The organism is Streptomyces sp. NBC_00234, assembly GCF_036195325.1.
Lineage (GTDB): Bacteria > Actinomycetota > Actinomycetes > Streptomycetales > Streptomycetaceae > Streptomyces.
In genome coordinates this window covers 3,241,103-3,256,374 of record NZ_CP108101.1, presented here as the reverse complement: position 1 = coordinate 3,256,374, position 15,272 = coordinate 3,241,103, and the positions used below count along the sequence as shown (strand labels likewise).

General features: G+C 69.9%; 15 protein-coding genes. 11 read left to right on the top strand and 4 right to left on the bottom strand.

Annotated elements, in window-relative coordinates; genetic code table 11:
* The first annotated feature begins 431 nt into the window (after positions 1-431).
* Together OG230_RS14070 and OG230_RS14065 are read left to right on the top strand one after the other, a co-directional pair.
* On the top strand, positions 432-1,109 hold the full coding sequence (locus OG230_RS14070; RefSeq protein WP_328910540.1) for a response regulator transcription factor: 678 nt from the start codon (positions 432-434) through the stop codon (positions 1,107-1,109).
* A gap of 15 nt (positions 1,110-1,124) precedes the next feature.
* Positions 1,125-2,390 carry an ATP-binding protein gene (locus OG230_RS14065; RefSeq protein ID WP_328910539.1) on the top strand — a complete coding sequence of 422 codons (1,266 nt, stop codon included), beginning with the start codon at positions 1,125-1,127 and terminating at the stop codon, positions 2,388-2,390.
* A gap of 29 nt (positions 2,391-2,419) precedes the next feature.
* Here OG230_RS14065 and OG230_RS14060 read toward each other — a convergent pair whose 3' ends face one another.
* On the bottom strand, positions 2,420-2,980 hold the full coding sequence (locus tag OG230_RS14060; RefSeq protein ID WP_328910538.1) for a GtrA family protein: 561 nt from the start codon (positions 2,978-2,980) through the stop codon (positions 2,420-2,422).
* Between the two features lie 174 nt (positions 2,981-3,154).
* Here OG230_RS14060 and OG230_RS14055 point away from each other — a divergent pair, with 174 nt between their 5' ends.
* The 4 genes from OG230_RS14055 to OG230_RS14040 all read left to right on the top strand — a co-directional run bounded on the left by OG230_RS14055 (position 3,155) and on the right by OG230_RS14040 (position 7,322).
* Positions 3,155-4,294, top strand: a complete 1,140-nt coding sequence (locus OG230_RS14055) for a 5-(carboxyamino)imidazole ribonucleotide synthase (protein WP_328910537.1) — start codon at positions 3,155-3,157, stop codon at positions 4,292-4,294.
* Positions 4,291-4,827 carry a 5-(carboxyamino)imidazole ribonucleotide mutase gene (purE, locus tag OG230_RS14050; RefSeq protein ID WP_328910536.1) on the top strand — a complete coding sequence of 179 codons (537 nt, stop codon included), beginning with the start codon at positions 4,291-4,293 and terminating at the stop codon, positions 4,825-4,827. The genes OG230_RS14055 and purE overlap by 4 nt, the downstream gene beginning before the upstream one ends.
* A 6-nt stretch (positions 4,828-4,833) precedes the next feature.
* A complete protein-coding gene (locus OG230_RS14045; RefSeq protein WP_328910535.1) occupies positions 4,834-6,027 on the top strand; it encodes a dipeptidase in 1,194 nt (397 codons plus the stop codon).
* A gap of 122 nt (positions 6,028-6,149) precedes the next feature.
* Positions 6,150-7,322 carry a dipeptidase gene (locus OG230_RS14040; protein ID WP_328910534.1) on the top strand — a complete coding sequence of 391 codons (1,173 nt, stop codon included), beginning with the start codon at positions 6,150-6,152 and terminating at the stop codon, positions 7,320-7,322.
* Positions 7,323-7,512: 190 nt separating this feature from the next.
* Here OG230_RS14040 and OG230_RS14035 read toward each other — a convergent pair whose 3' ends face one another.
* Positions 7,513-8,856, bottom strand: a complete 1,344-nt coding sequence (locus OG230_RS14035) for a UDP-glucose dehydrogenase family protein (protein ID WP_328910533.1) — start codon at positions 8,854-8,856, stop codon at positions 7,513-7,515.
* A gap of 208 nt (positions 8,857-9,064) precedes the next feature.
* Here OG230_RS14035 and OG230_RS14030 point away from each other — a divergent pair, with 208 nt between their 5' ends.
* The gene (locus OG230_RS14030; RefSeq protein WP_328910532.1) at positions 9,065-10,222 is read left to right on the top strand and encodes an acyl-CoA dehydrogenase; all 1,158 of its coding nucleotides are present in this window, start codon (positions 9,065-9,067) and stop codon (positions 10,220-10,222) included.
* 142 nt (positions 10,223-10,364) lie between these two features.
* Complete coding sequence (locus OG230_RS14025; RefSeq protein ID WP_328910531.1) at positions 10,365-10,859, top strand: NUDIX hydrolase; 495 nt, start codon at positions 10,365-10,367, stop codon at positions 10,857-10,859.
* A gap of 85 nt (positions 10,860-10,944) precedes the next feature.
* Here the strand turns inward: OG230_RS14025 and OG230_RS14020 are convergent, their stop codons facing one another.
* On the bottom strand, positions 10,945-11,874 hold the full coding sequence (locus OG230_RS14020) for a hypothetical protein (protein WP_328911395.1): 930 nt from the start codon (positions 11,872-11,874) through the stop codon (positions 10,945-10,947).
* 473 nt (positions 11,875-12,347) lie between these two features.
* On the opposite strand from OG230_RS14020, the gene OG230_RS14015 reads away from it, so the two are divergent.
* Positions 12,348-13,529, top strand: a complete 1,182-nt coding sequence (locus OG230_RS14015) for a hypothetical protein (RefSeq protein WP_328910530.1) — start codon at positions 12,348-12,350, stop codon at positions 13,527-13,529.
* A 51-nt stretch (positions 13,530-13,580) separates the two neighbouring features.
* Here OG230_RS14015 and OG230_RS14010 read toward each other — a convergent pair whose 3' ends face one another.
* The gene (locus OG230_RS14010; RefSeq protein WP_328910529.1) at positions 13,581-14,018 is read right to left on the bottom strand and encodes an ATP-binding protein; all 438 of its coding nucleotides are present in this window, start codon (positions 14,016-14,018) and stop codon (positions 13,581-13,583) included.
* A gap of 163 nt (positions 14,019-14,181) precedes the next feature.
* Here OG230_RS14010 and OG230_RS14005 point away from each other — a divergent pair, with 163 nt between their 5' ends.
* Together OG230_RS14005 and OG230_RS14000 are read left to right on the top strand one after the other, a co-directional pair.
* On the top strand, positions 14,182-15,060 hold the full coding sequence (locus OG230_RS14005) for a helix-turn-helix domain-containing protein (RefSeq protein WP_328910528.1): 879 nt from the start codon (positions 14,182-14,184) through the stop codon (positions 15,058-15,060).
* Complete coding sequence (locus OG230_RS14000; RefSeq protein ID WP_328910527.1) at positions 15,057-15,266, top strand: DUF397 domain-containing protein; 210 nt, start codon at positions 15,057-15,059, stop codon at positions 15,264-15,266. The genes OG230_RS14005 and OG230_RS14000 overlap by 4 nt, the downstream gene beginning before the upstream one ends.
* The last annotated feature ends 6 nt before the right edge of the window (positions 15,267-15,272 follow it).

The following is a 15,272-nucleotide window of genomic DNA, read 5'->3' as shown; positions in this document are numbered from 1 at the left end:
CGGTGGGGGGTGGCCGGCACCGGCGCGGACGTGCCCCACCCCTCCACTCGAAGGGGACTGGCCCGGGCCACCGCTCTCCGTACGGAGTCGATGCCGGAGCCGGGAGCCGACCGCATCGGGATCCACACCCGGTACGCGAACGCACCGGGCCCGGCCCACAGGTCATTCACCTTGAGGCCGGCGGGTACCGGCCCGCACAGAAAGTGACCCTTTTCGCTCAAACAGGCGCAAAGGTCCTTCAGTAGTGCATCAGGCGTCGAGACACCTTACGACACGACACTGCGGCATATGAAAGGACTTGAGACATGGATCACAGGTGATGTTGGAACCATGCTCCCAGATTCAAAGGCTTACAGAGAGTTTCCTTCCCAGGTACCCAGGGCTTCATGAGCACCTCACCCCGCGCCCTCCGTGCGGACTACCATCACCCCATGACCCGTGTACTGCTCGCCGAGGACGACGCATCCATCTCGGAGCCGCTGGCCCGCGCACTGCGTCGGGAGGGTTACGAGGTCGAAGTCCGACAGGACGGCCCGACCGCGCTGGACGCCGGCCTCCAGGGCGGCATCGATCTCGTGGTGCTCGACCTGGGACTGCCAGGGATGGACGGCCTCGAAGTCGCCCGCCGGCTGCGTGGCGACGGACTCGCCGTGCCGATCCTGGTGCTGACCGCCCGCGCCGACGAGGTCGACACCGTGGTCGGTCTCGACGCCGGAGCCGACGACTACGTCACCAAGCCCTTCCGCCTCGCCGAGCTCCTGGCCCGGGTCCGCGCCCTGCTGCGCCGCGGTGCCACCGAGCCCGCCGTGCAGCCCGCCACCCACGGCGTCCGGATCGACGTCGAGTCGCACCGGGCCTGGATGGGTGACGAGGAACTGCAGCTCACCGCCAAGGAATTCGATCTGCTGCGCGTCCTGGTCCGGGACGCCGGCCGGGTCGTCACCCGCGACCAGCTCATGCGCGAGGTCTGGGACACGACCTGGTGGTCCTCCACCAAGACGCTCGACATGCACATCTCCTGGCTCCGCAAGAAGCTCGGGGACGACGCCGCCAATCCCCGCTACATCGCGACGGTGCGGGGCGTCGGCTTCCGGTTCGAGAAGAGCTGACGTACAGAGACAGTCATGCGCCGCCGACTGATCAATTCCACGCTCGCCGTGGTGCTCGTGGTGATCGCCGTCTTCGGCGTCTCCCTCGTCATCGTGGAGACCCGCACCATCAGCGCCAGCGCCCAGGAGAGCGTCGACTCCGAGGCGCTGCGGCTGATCAGCGTCGTCGACAGCAGGCTCCTCGGCGAGGAGCGGATCACCACGGGCGTACTGGCCGAGCAGGTCGACTCCGACCGCTACGCACGGGTCGAGATCCCCGGCCGGGCCCCCATCGAGGTCGGTGAGCGCCCCGGCGGCAGCGTCATCCGCAGTACGGCGACGGGGGAGCAGGGCGAGAAGGTCACGGTCGAGGAGTCCCGTTCGGCCGTCACCCGCGAGCTCGGCCGCACCCTGCTGATCATCGGCGCGGTGGCGCTGCTCGCGATCGTCTCCGCGGTGCTCCTCGCCGTACGCCAGGCCAACCGGCTGGCCTCACCGCTGACCGACCTCGCCGAGACGGCCGAACGCCTCGGATCCGGCGACCCCCGCCCCCGCCACAAGCGGTACGGGGTCCCGGAGCTGGACCGCGTCGCCGACGTCCTCGACTCCTCCGCCGAACGGATCGCCCGGATGCTGACGGCGGAACGGCGCCTCGCCGCCGACGCCTCCCACCAGCTCCGCACCCCGCTCACCGCACTCTCCATGCGGATCGAGGAGATCTCCGTCACCGACGACCTGGAAACGGTGAAGGAGGAGGCCAACATCGCCCTGACCCAGGTCGAGCGGCTGACCGACGTGGTGGAGCGGCTGCTGACGAACTCCCGAGATCCGCGCACCGGCTCCGCCGTCGTCTTCGATCTCGACGAGATCATCAAGCAGCAGATCGAGGAGTGGCGGCCCGCCTACCGCAGCGCGGGCCGTGCCGTCGTCTGCTCCGGCAAGCACGGGCTGCGGGCCGTCGGCACTCCCGGTGCGGTGGCCCAGGTGCTCGCCGCGCTGATCGAGAACTCGCTGATGCACGGGGGCGGTACCGTCGCCCTGCGTACCCGCGTCACGGGCAACCAGGTGGTCGTCGAGGTGACGGACGAGGGGCCCGGTGTACCCGCCGACCTCGGTGCGCGGATCTTCGAGCGCACCATCAGTGGCCGCAACTCGACGGGGATCGGCCTCGCCGTCGCCAGGGACCTCGCGGAGGCGGACGGCGGGCGGCTCGAACTGCTCCAGCAGCAGCCCCCGGTCTTCGCCCTCTTCCTCAGCAGGGTGGCCAGGAAGCGCAAGGACCCGGACCGCCCGGTGCGCTGACCGCGGCCCGTCTCCGGGCGCCCCGCGGCCTACTGGTGGGCGGGGTCGGGCTCCGTCCGCGTCACCTGCTGCACCAGCGGAACGGGCCCTGCCGGAGGGACCGCCTCCACGCGGTCCTGCTTCAGAAAGCTCTCCGCGTTCAGCACGGTCTCTTTGGCAGGCAGCGCCCTGAACACCCAGGTGCGGTACGACCAGAACCGGAACAGCGTGGCGATCCCGATGCCGACGATCTTGAAGATGTTGTTCTGGAGCGGGGTGTCCCAGCCGAACCAGTACGTCGCCGCGTACAGCACACCGACCTCGATCACCGCACCCACGGCGCTGAACGCGAGGAAGAGCATCAGCTCCCGCGTCCGGCCGCTCTTGTCGCGGTCGCGGTAGGTCCAGTAACGGAAGCCCACGTAGTTGAAGAGGATGGCCACGCAGGTCGCCATGAGGCCGGCCCGGACCACCGGAATGTCCGTGGTGCGCCAGATCAGGTTGGAGACGCCGATGTTGACCAGGACCCCGACCGCGCCGACCGCGCCGAACTTGGCGACCTCCCGGCCCAGCCGCTCGACGCGGGATCGCAAGGCGCCACGTTCGTCCATGGTGATCGCTCAGCCCCGTCCGTTCGGTTTCGTCAACCCGGCCATGCTATCCAGCCCTCTTGTGTGACGCCTCTGAGCGCTGGGGAGGGTGGCGATCCTGTGACGTGCGCGCACGTTCGGGGCACCGCTGGTCCGCCGTCCCGGGAGTCCCGTGGCGGCGGATACTCTGGAGGGGTGACGTTCCCGGTAGTCGGCATGGTCGGCGGCGGTCAGCTCGCCCGTATGACCCACGAGGCGGGTATCCCCCTCGGCCTGAAATTCAAGCTCCTCAGTGACACCCCTCAGGACTCGGCGGCCCAGGTGGTGAGCGAAGTCGTCATCGGCGACTATCGCGACCTGGACACGCTGCGAGCCTTCGCGCGCGGTTGCGACGTGATCACCTTCGATCACGAGCACGTGCCGACGGAGCATCTGCGGGCCCTGGAGGCGGACGGTATCCCCGTGCGCCCCGGCCCCGACGCCCTGGTGCACGCCCAGGACAAGGGGGTGATGCGTGCCAAGCTCACCGAGATCGGCGCGCCCTGCCCCCGCCACCGCATCGTGCGGGACCCGGCCGACGCCGCGGCCTTCGCGGCCGAGGTCGGGGGCTTCCCCGTGATCCTCAAGACGGTCCGCGGCGGCTACGACGGCAAGGGCGTGTGGGTCGTGCGCTCCGAGGAGGACGCCGCCGAGCCGTTCCGCGCCGGTGTCGCCGTCCTCGCCGAGGAGAAGGTCGACTTCGTACGGGAGCTGGCGGCCAACATCGTCCGCTCGCCGCACGGCCAGGCCGTCGCCTACCCGGTCGTCGAGTCGATCCAGGTCGACGGCGTCTGCGACACGGTCATCGCCCCGGCCCCCGAGCTGGACGAGCGCCTCGCCGGCGAGGCCCAGCAGCTCGCCCTCCGTATCGCCGCCGAACTCGGAGTCGTCGGCCACCTCGCCGTCGAGCTCTTCGAGACGGCGGACGGCCGCATCCTGGTCAACGAACTGGCGATGCGCCCGCACAACTCCGGGCACTGGACCCAGGACGGTGCGATCACCTCGCAGTTCGCCAACCACGTGCGAGCCGTCCTGGACCTCCCGCTCGGCGACCCGCGCCCGCGCGCCACGTGGACGGTCATGTGCAACGTCCTCGGCGGGGACTACCCGGACATGTACCAGGCATACCTGCACTGCATGGCCCGCGACCCGCAGCTCAAGATCCACATGTACGGCAAGGACGTGAAGCCCGGCCGCAAGGTCGGACACGTCAACACCTACGGCGACGACCTGGCGGACGTGCGGGAGCGCGCCCGGCACGCGGCCGACTACCTGCGAGGAACAATCACCGAATGACCTCCCCCGGTACCGCCCCTGTCATCGGCATCGTCATGGGCTCGGATTCCGACTGGCCCGTCATGGAAGCAGCCGCGAAGGCCCTCGACGAGTTCGAGATCCCCTACGAGGTCGACGTCGTCTCCGCCCACCGCATGGCCCGCGAGATGATCGCGTACGGCGAGCAGGCCGCCGACCGCGGGCTCAAGGCGATCATCGCGGGCGCCGGCGGCGCGGCCCACCTGCCCGGCATGCTCGCCTCCGTGACCCCGCTGCCCGTCATCGGCGTCCCCGTCCCGCTGAAGTACCTGGACGGCATGGACAGCCTCATGTCCATCGTGCAGATGCCCGCCGGAGTCCCGGTCGCCACCGTCTCCATCGGGGGCGCGCGCAACGCGGGTCTGCTCGCCGCACGCATCCTCGCCGCCCACGACAGCGAGCTGCTGGGCCGGATGAAGGACTTCCAGCAGGAGCTGAACGACCAGGCCACAGAGAAGGGGAAACGGCTTCGGGCCAAGGTCGAGGGCTCCGACTCCTTCGGCTTCGGGAAGTAGGGCACCGTGGACTATCTGGACCGGGCCCGGGAGCTCCTCGCCGTCCACCCCGTCGTCGACGGCCACAACGACCTGCCGTGGGCGCTGCGCGAGCAGGTCGGCTACGACCTGGACGCACGCGACATCGCCACCGACCTGACCGGCACCCTGCACACCGACATCCCCCGGCTGCGCGCCGGCGGGGTCGGGGCCCAGTTCTGGTCGGTCTACGTCCGCAGCGACCTCGCCGGTGACGCCGCCGTCAGCGCCACCCTCGAACAGATCGACGTCGTCGCCGAGCTGCTGGCCCGCTACCCCGCGGACCTGCGGCGCGCCCTGACCGCCGACGACATGGAGACCGCCCGCGCCGAGGGCCGGATCGCCTCCCTGATGGGTGCCGAGGGCGGCCACTCCATCAACAACTCGCTGGGCACCCTGCGCGCCCTGCACACCCTCGGCGTGCGCTACATGACGCTGACGCACAACGACAACATCGACTGGGCGGACTCGGCGACCGACGTCCCGCGCGTCGGTGGCCTGTCGGCGTTCGGCCGCGAGGTCGTACGCGAGATGAACCGCATCGGCATGCTGGTCGACCTCTCGCACGTGGCGGCCACGACCATGCGCCAGGCGCTCGCCACCTCCACCGCGCCGGTGATCTTCTCGCACTCCTCGGCCCGCGCGATCTGCGACCACCCGCGCAACATCCCCGACGACGTGCTGGCACAGCTCCCCGCCAACGGCGGCGTGGCCATGGCGACCTTCGTGCCGAAGTTCGTCCTCCCGGCAGCCGTCGCCTGGACTCTGGCCGCCGACCGCAACATGCGCGAGCACGGCCTGCACCACCTGGACACCACCTCGGCCGCCATGCGCGTGCACGCCGACTTCGAGGCGGCCTACCCCCGCCCCGAGGCCACCGTCGCCACGATCGCCGACCACCTCGACCACATGCGCGAGGTCGCCGGCATCAACCACATCGGCATCGGCGGCGACTACGACGGCACCGCCTTCCTCCCGGAGGGCCTGCGGGACGTCTCCGGCTACCCGAACCTGATCGCGGAGCTCCTCGGCCGCGGCTGGTCCGACGCCGACCTCGCCAAGCTGACCTGGCGGAACGCGGTGCGGGTGCTGCGCGACGCGGAGGCCGTCGCCCGCGACCTCAGCGCCCGCTACGGCCCCTCCCACGCCACGATCGACGAAGTGGACGGGCGCGGGCTCTGAGACGTCCGGGGTACGGACCCGGGCGCACCCGGGCCCGTACCCCGAACGCAGCAACGTGCCGCGACCCCCTGCCGTGACCGTGAAACGGTGGCTTTACTGCCGCCGAAACACGGAGTCATCTCATGGCAGATCTGCAGGACGATGCCGCAACCGCCACCGCGGTCGGCACACTCGAAGCGGACCTCGCGCACATATCCCCTCTCCCATCCGACACTCCCGCACCCGTCCCACCGGCCTCAGCGCCACCCCCGTCCCCCTCGCCGCCCGACCCGCTGGCTCGCGCCCGTGAACTGCTGGCGCTCCACCCCGTCGTCGACGGCCACAACGGACTGGCGCACGCCGTGCGCTCCGTCCCCTGGTGCGATCTCGAACTCGGTGAGGAGTCCCTGGACACCGACGTGCCCCGGCTCCGCGCCGGCGGGGTCGGCGCCCAGTTCTGGTCCCTTCAGGTCCCTGCGGATCACCTCGGTGACCGCGCGGTGAGTGGCACGCTCGACCGGATCGACCTGGTCGGCGCGCTCGTCGCCCAGTACCCCGAGGCACTGCGCCTGGCACACGGCAGCGCCGAGATGTCCCAGGCCCGCAACTGCGGTCGGGTCGCCGCACTGCTCGGCCCGGTCTCGGGCCACGCCCTCGACGAGTCGCTCGGCACGCTGCGGGCGTTCCACGCCCTCGGCGTACGGAGCATCACGCTCGCCGGTACCCGCTGGACCGAGGGCGAGGACGGGCTGACCCGCTTCGGCCAGGAGGTCGTACGGGAGATGAACCGGCTCGGCATCCTCGCCGACCTCACCGGGGCGTCCCCCGGGACGATGCGCCGGACGCTCACCGTGGCCAAGGCGCCGGTGGTCTTCTCGCACTCGGCGGCCCGCGGACTCACCGACCACCCGTGGAACGTCCCCGACGACGTGCTGCGCATGCTGCGCGACAACAACGGCATCTGCATGGTCAGCTTCGCCGCCGACCAGGTCGCCCGCCCGCACGCGGAGGCCACGATTCACGACGTCGCCGACCATCTGGACCGGGTACGCGACCTGGCGGGCCCGGACTGCGTCGGCCTCGGCGCCGCCTACGACACGGGCACCGAGCACGCCACGACGCTCACGGACGTCTCGGGCTACCCCCATCTGATCGCGGAGCTGCTGGACCGCGACTGGACGGAGTCCGAGATCGCGGGCCTCACGTGGGGCAACGCGGCGCGGGTCATGAGGGAAGCGGAATTCACCGGCCGGGCGACCCGCCTCCGCAGACCCCCGAGCACGGCCACGATCGAGGAACTCGACGCGGTGGGCTAGCGCATCCATCCCGCAACCGCCGGACGGGCCGTTCCCAGCCCGTCCGGCGCTTGCGCGTTCACGAGCAACGGCCGAATCGGCGTGTCTGCCCGCACATCAGCTCGTCCACCCGCGCTGTCGGGCAATGAGCAGCCAAATCAAGCCCGTCCGGCGATCGAGGACAGAAGCGCCCACACCGACCCGGCCCCCGTCACGCCTTCGGGCGCCCCATGGCCCGGTACGTCCAGCCGGCCTCGCGCCACAGCGCCGGGTCCAGTGCGTTGCGCCCGTCCAGAATGATCCGCCGCGACGCCACTTCGCCCAGCTCCGCCGGGTCCAGCTCGCGGAAGGCGCGCCACTCGGTGAGGTGCAGCACCACATCCGCTCCGCGGACGGCGTCGAGCGCCGAGTCCGCGTAGGCCAGGGTGGGGAACAGCCGCCGCGCGTTGTCCATGCCCTTCGGGTCGTACACCGTGACCTGGCCGCCCTGAAGGTGGATCTGACCGGCCACGTTGAGCGCCGGCGAGTCCCGTACGTCGTCGGAGTCCGGCTTGAACGTGGCGCCGAGCACCGCGACCCGCTGCCCCAGGAACGAGCCTCCGCCCACGGCCTCCCGGGCCAGCTCGACCATGTGCCCGCGGCGCCGCATGTTGATCGAGTCGACCTCACGCAGGAACGTCAGTGCCTGGTCCGCGCCCAGCTCGCCCGCACGGGCCATGAACGCCCGGATGTCCTTGGGCAGACAGCCACCGCCGAAGCCGATGCCGGCCCGCAGGAACTTCTTCCCGATCCGCTCGTCGTGGCCGATGGCCTCGGCCAGCTTCACGACGTCGCCGTCGGCCGCTTCGCAGACCTCGGCCATCGCGTTGATGAACGAGATCTTGGTCGCGAGGAAGGAGTTCGCGGACGTCTTCACCAGCTCGGCGGTCGGGTAGTCCGTGACGACGAACGGCGACCCTTCCCCGACCGGTCCGGCGTAGACCTCGCGCAGCAGCTTCTCGGCCCGCTCGCTCTCCACCCCGACGACGATCCGGTCCGGGTGCAGGGTGTCCTGGACGGCGAAGCCCTCCCGCAGGAACTCCGGGTTCCACGCCAGCTCCGCGTCGGTGCCCACCGGCGACAGCTCGGCCAGCCGTGCCGCGAGCCGTGCGGCGGAGCCCACCGGCACGGTGGACTTCCCGACGACGAGGGCAGGGCGGGTCAGCTGGGGTGCGAGCGACTCGAAGGCGCTGTCCACGTAGCTCATGTCGCAGGCGTACTCGCCGTGCTTCTGCGGAGTGTTCACACAGACGAAGTGGACGTCGCCGAACGCGCCGACCTCTTCCCAGGAGGTGGTGAAGCGCAGCCGCCCGGTCGATCCCTCGATGCCCGCGACGTGCTTGCGCAGGATCTCTTCGAGGCCCGGCTCGTACATCGGCACCTTGCCGGCCGAGAGCATCTCGATCTTCTCCGGCACGACGTCGAGCCCCAGGACGTCGAAGCCCAGCTCCGCCATGGCCGCGGCGTGGGTGGCGCCGAGGTAGCCGGTGCCGATCACGGTGATCTTGAGGGCCATCGAGTGCTCCTGGGAGATACGGACGGGCGTGCGGACCGAGCATAGTCGGGCCCTTTGACCGGCCCTTTCCCGCACCCGTCCCCTACCTGCACCTTTTGCCCCACCCCTGTCGTCAAGCTCACGCGTCGGTTGCGTATGCCATTGCAGGGTCGGCCCACTAAAATTGGGGTTACTTAACGGTAGTTAGCACATTTGGGGAGTGAGAGTCTTGGCGGGTTCGACCGATTTCGACCTGTACCGTCCGGCGGAGGAGCACGACATGCTCCGCGAGACGGTCCGCTCGCTCGCCGAAGCGAAGATCGCCCCGTACGCGGCAGCGGTCGACGAGGAGGCCCGCTTCCCGCAGGAGGCCCTCGACGCACTCGTCGCCGCCGACCTCCACGCGGTCCACGTGCCGGAGGAGTACGGCGGCGCCGGTGCCGACGCCCTCGCCACGGTCATCGTCATCGAGGAAGTGGCCCGCGTCTGCTGCTCCTCCTCCCTCATCCCGGCCGTGAACAAGCTGGGCTCGCTCCCGGTGATCCTCTCCGGCTCCGAGGACCTGAAGAAGAAGTACCTGGGCCCGCTCGCCAAGGGCGACGGAATGTTCTCGTACTGCCTCTCCGAGCCGGACGCGGGCTCCGACGCCGCCGGCATGAAGACCAGGGCCGTCCGCGACGGCGACTTCTGGGTCCTCAACGGCGTGAAGCGCTGGATCACCAACGCGGGCGTCTCCGAGTACTACACGGTCATGGCCGTCACCGACCCGACCAAGCGCTCGAAGGGCATCTCCGCCTTCGTCGTCGAGAAGTCCGACGAGGGCGTCTCCTTCGGTGCCCCGGAGAAGAAGCTCGGCATCAAGGGCTCCCCGACCCGCGAGGTCTACCTCGACAACGTCCGCATCCCCGCGGACCGCATGATCGGCGAGGAGGGCACGGGCTTCGCCACCGCGATGAAGACCCTGGACCACACCCGCATCACGATCGCGGCCCAGGCGCTCGGTGTCGCGCAGGGCGCCCTCGACTACGCCAAGGGCTACGTCCAGGAGCGCAAGCAGTTCGGCAAGCCGATCGCCGAGTTCCAGGGTGTGCAGTTCATGCTCGCGGACATGGCCATGAAGATCGAGGCCGCCCGCCAGCTCACGTACGCCGCCGCCGCCAAGTCGGAGCGCGGCGACAGCGACCTCACCTTCGCCGGTGCCGCGGCCAAGTGCTTCGCGTCGGACGTCGCGATGGAGGTCACCACGGACGCGGTCCAGCTGCTCGGCGGCTACGGCTACACCCGTGACTACCCGGTGGAGCGCATGATGCGCGACGCCAAGATCACGCAGATCTACGAGGGCACGAACCAGGTCCAGCGGATCGTGATGGCCCGCAACCTGCCGTAACTCTGCTTCGCAGAACAGCGCGACGGCCCCCGGCATCAAGCCGGGGGCCGTCCTGCCTGCGCGGACGTACCGTCAGACGCAACGAGGAGTCCGCAAGAGCGGAGCGACCATGTCGGGCGGTTCGGGCCTCTAGTCTGGCGCGATGACGATGCCGGACGAGAAGCTCCCGCTCCGCCTGAGCGCGCGTGTGGTGTTGCTGGACGATGCCGATCGCCTGCTGCTCTTCTCCGCCAGCAACCGGACGGACGGCTCTCTGCGCTGGTTCACCGTCGGCGGTGGGCTGGAGCCGGGCGAGACCCATGAGCAGGCGGCCCTGCGCGAGCTGCGGGAGGAGACCGGGTTGGCCAACGTCGACCTGGGCCCCGAAGTCTGGCGCGGGCGTCCATGGACCACGACCCGAGAGGGCATTACGTACGAAGTCCGCCAGCGCTACTACCTGGCCCGGGTGCCTTCCTTCACGGTCGACACCTCTGCGTTCGAGGAAGTGGAGAGAGCCGCCATCACAGGACACCGATGGTGGACCGCCGAGGAACTGGCCACCACGACGGACTTGCTGAGACCGGCGGGGCTTCCAAGGCTGCTTGGTGCACTCATAGCGGACGGCTCACCAGCTCGGCCGATCACCGTAGACGGCTAGGACAGGCCCTGGGGAACGGACCGCGGCTCGACGCGTGGCGCGCGGCCCTCGTCCGTGCCCGGAGGCAGGGGCCGTCACGTTCACGCTAGGCGGCCTCCCGCAGATCGATTCGGCAGTCGCGGCAGTGCCCGGGTTCGGTGGCGCGGAAGGCGCGGTCGCAGCCGTCGCAGTTCTGGAGGGGGACAGGACGGCGTACGGGGGTGAAGACCGACGCTCCCGGCAGCGGGGGCGGCAGGAGCGCGGTGAGGCGGTGCTTCAGGAGCTTCGCCGGGTGCTTCAGCGGGTGCGGCAGATCGGCCGTGAGAGTGCGGCGGACCGTGTCCGGGGGCGTGTCGCGCTCCAGCCAGGTGGCGACCGCGGGGGCCAGCTGCTCGATATCGCTTGAGGACAGCACCAGTTGGGGCGTGTCCCGTCGCAGCCCCGCGAGGAGCGCGGCGGCAGCGCTGTGCAGTTCCGGCGTGGGCGCGGCCGGCCGGGGGAGCGGCGGTGGCGGGGGCTTGGGCGCGGTGGGGGCCGGTACGAGGACGGGGGGCGGAGTCGGCTCCGGGGCCAGGCGTGGCTGGTCCGGGACGGGTGCGGGCCCGGGCGGCGGGGGGACAGGCGCCGCCCGAGGTGGGGGAGCGGTGGCCGCCGGTACCTGCTGCGGGCTGACGCCCGGCTGGTTGAAGGACACCGTCCGAGTGACGATCCGCCCGCTCGGCAGACGGCTGCGGGTGCGTTGCAGATAGCCGTGCCGCTCCAGCTCGCGCAGGGCGGAGGCGATGCGGGTCTCGCTCTCCGGGAAGCGGGTGGCGAGGACCTTGATGCCGATCCTGGCCCCGCTGGGCAGCGACTGGATGTGCACGGACAGCCCGATGGCGACGAGCGAGAGACCGCGGTGCTGGGCGAGGTGGTTGCCGATGACCGTGAACAGCCGGGTGTGCGGGATCACGACGTGGGTCACGCCGGACGGATGGGGAGGTCCGGGAACCTCCGCCATGGCATGCGCGAGCGCGCTAATCTGCTGGGTATCCATCGGGAAGCTGTTCTCTTCCTCGTTGGTCAGGCCCTCGATCGGGATTGCAGTCCCGGCCGGGGGCCGACGCATGTGTGCGGTTGTGAGCGTGAGCATATGCCAGCCAACCGCCCTGAAATCCAGCTGAGTTGGCGAACCTCACCCGTGTGGGTGACGTGACCACCGGGGGACGTGGGTGGGGTTGGGTGGGGTAATTTCCCTGGTTCTTTAAGTCTTTGATGTCGCGAGGCGCCGGGTCGCGGTCCACCGGGTCGTGGATTTCCACGACCCGGTGGGGACGAGCACGTCCGACGCGCTGACCAGGCAGTTCGGAGAACTGACCGTCCGAGTTGCGGGATGAGTTGGCGGGGCGAAGAGTTGTTCTTGTAACGCCTGTGAATCGTTGAGCTATGGATCTCCGGTCCTCGGACCGTCTGACGGACCAAGCCCACAAAGGGCAACGCGGCACCGCTCCCAGCCCACCTGGAATCACTATGCCCAGAACCACTCGGCGGCAGATCTCCCGTGTCGTGGGCGCCTCCTGCCTGGCTGCCGCACTTGCGGTTCCCACGGGAATGGCCACCGCTGTCGCCGCGCCCGGCGTCCTCGCGCACGCTTCGACCGCGGAACCCACCCCTCCACCCACCCCGGAGGAGCCGCAGCCGGAGGAGTCGCAGCCGCAGGAGCCTCAGCCGGAGTCGCCCCAGCCCCAGGAGCCGCAGCCCGAGTCGTCCCAGCCCGAGTCGTCTCAGCCGGAGGAGACCCAGCCCGAGTCGCCCCAGGAGGACGAGTCTCCGCAGACGGACCCCGAGAAGTCGGAGCTGACCCCGGCGGAGCTGCAGAAGGAAGTGGAGGGGCGGATAGCGGATCTGGACGTCCCGGAGGCACAGAAGCAGAAGCTGAAGGAGACGCTGGCCACGATGCTGGCGGCCATCGACGACCCGAATACGTCGCCGGACGACAAGGCCGCCTACCGGCAGTACGTGGAAGGGCTCAACGAAGCGCTGAAGGTTGTCGGCGACCCGAACACGTCGCCGGACGACCGGGCCACGTACACGCGCATCGCGGTGGGGATCAACGAAGCGATCAGAATCAGTCAGGACCCGAATGCGTCGGCGGCGGACCGCGCCGCGTACTCGCGCATCGCCGACCTCATCACCGCCACCCTGGTGTCGCTCTCGGACCCGAACGCGTCGCCGGACGACCGGGAGTTCGCCACGCGCATCCTGGCTTTGATCAGCTTGATTCTGGCGGCCGTTCAGAATCCCGAGACGGCGCCGACGGATCCGAAGGATCGGGAGAAGGTCCAGCAGGTCGTGGTGAAGAACGCCAACGCGCTGAGGACGTACCAGAACCCGGACTCGTTGGCGCAGGAGCGGAACGAGGCGAAGAAGGTGCTGGACGCGCAGGCCGACGCGCTTCAGAACCCCAAGTACCTGGAGCTCGTGAAGGAGCTCAAGCGCCTCAAGGCGCCGGAGGGCTGCCTCGACTCGGTGGAGAACCGCACGCGTCAGGCCGGCTGGCCGGACGGATCCCTCTGGGGCCTTTCGGACTCCACCTGCGACAAGACGGTGGCGGCGGGCGCCCAGGACACCGACAGCCCGTGGAGTTCACTGTTCGAGTGCGTGCAGAACGACCCGTTCTCCACGTGTGCGGTTCGCATCCCCAAGGACTGAGGGCGCGAGGAAAGCCCCCCGCGACATCGTCGCCGGGGGCTTTCGCCGCGTTCACGGTACGAGGGTGATTTCGGCCCAGACGGTCTTACGGGGCACGGGCCCCGGGATGACGCCCCAGTGGTCGGCGAGGGCATCGACGATGAGCAGACCCCGCCCGGTCTCCGCGTCGTCGGCGGGCGGCTCGGTGGCACCGGGACCGGGCGGCAGGCGCTCGCTCCGGGTGTCGGAGACCTCGATCCGCAGCAACGAGCCATGACGGACGGTGAGTTCGAGACGGAAGTCCCGGCCCGGTACGCGCCCGTGCACCGTGGCGTTCGTGGCCAGCTCGGCAACGATGTGCGCGGCCGACTCCGAGGGAAGCCCCCAGAGGTCGAGATGCGCCACGGCCAGCAGCCGGGCGAGCCTGGCGCCTCGGCGCGTGGGGGAGAGCAACACGGTGAACGCCCGCGTGGCGACGGGGCGTTGAGGGAGGGCGATATGCGGATTCACGTCACTCAGCGTGGCCGTGCCTGCGTACGGTGAACAGTGACGAGGCCCTTGCGTACGGCGATTGTCCCGGGCTTGTCCAGCGCTGTCCCGGCTGTCCGGCGTGACGTGCGGGGAACAGAGGCGGTTGAGGACGAACGGCACGCAGGTCGGAAGTGGGGCACGTATGAGCGTGGACGGCGACGGTACGGAGCGCGGGAACGGCGGGGCGGACGAGCCCGGTTGGGACGTCGACCCAGACGACGAGTCGGGAGTGGCGGTGGTCGCGGCGGTGGGCCGCCAGATCAAGGCGTGGCGCGAGGCGGCGGGCCTGCGGGCGGGGGAGTTCGGAGCGGCGATCGGGTACGGCGAGGACCTGGTCTACAAGGTGGAGGGCGGCCGGCGCATTCCCCGCCCGGAGTTCCTGGACAGGGCGGACGAAGTCCTGGGCGCGGGCGGGAAGCTGGCCGCGATGAAGAGGGATGTCGCGGAGGTCCGGTACCCGAAGAAGGTGCGGGACCTGGCGAAGCTGGAGGCGAAGGCCGTCGAGCTGGAGGCGTATGGCAGCCGAACTCCGCACGGGTTGTTGCAGACGAGGGAGTACGCGCAAGCATTGTTCGAGATGCGGCGACCCGCGTACTCACAGGACGAGGTGGAGTTGGCCGTGTCTGCGCGTATGGCCCGGCAGTCCATTTTCGAGCGTTCGCCTGCTCCGACTTTGAGCTTCGTCCAGGAAGAGGTGATGCTCCGACGGCCCATCGGAGGGAGAATGGTGCTGCGCCGACAGCTTGAACATCTTCTGGAGGTCGGGAAGTTGCGGAACGTGGAGATCCAAGTGATGCCAACGGACCGCGAGGACCATGCGGGAGTAGACGGAGACGTTCAGCTGCTGAAGTTCGGGGACGGTTCGGCGGTGGGGAGGTCCGAGGGGGCGTTCGCCGCCCGCCCGGTATCCGATCCGAAGCAGATCCGGATCCTGGAACTGCGGTATGGCATCATCCGGGCCCAGGCTCTCAGCCCACGGGAGTCGCTGGCCTTCATCGAGCAAGTGCTGGGAGAGACATGATCGGCAAGACCTCTGCCGGGGAAGCCTCCGGGCTTGAGTGGTTCAAGAGCAGCTACAGCGACAGCAGTAACGGCAGTGAATGCGTAGAGGTGGCCTCCGCCCCCGGCACGGTTCACGTCCGCGATTCCAAGGACGTACAGGGCCCCCGGCTCGCCTTCGGGCCGGGCGCATGGGCGGGCTTCGTCTCGTACGCCGCCGGTAACTGACGTCCA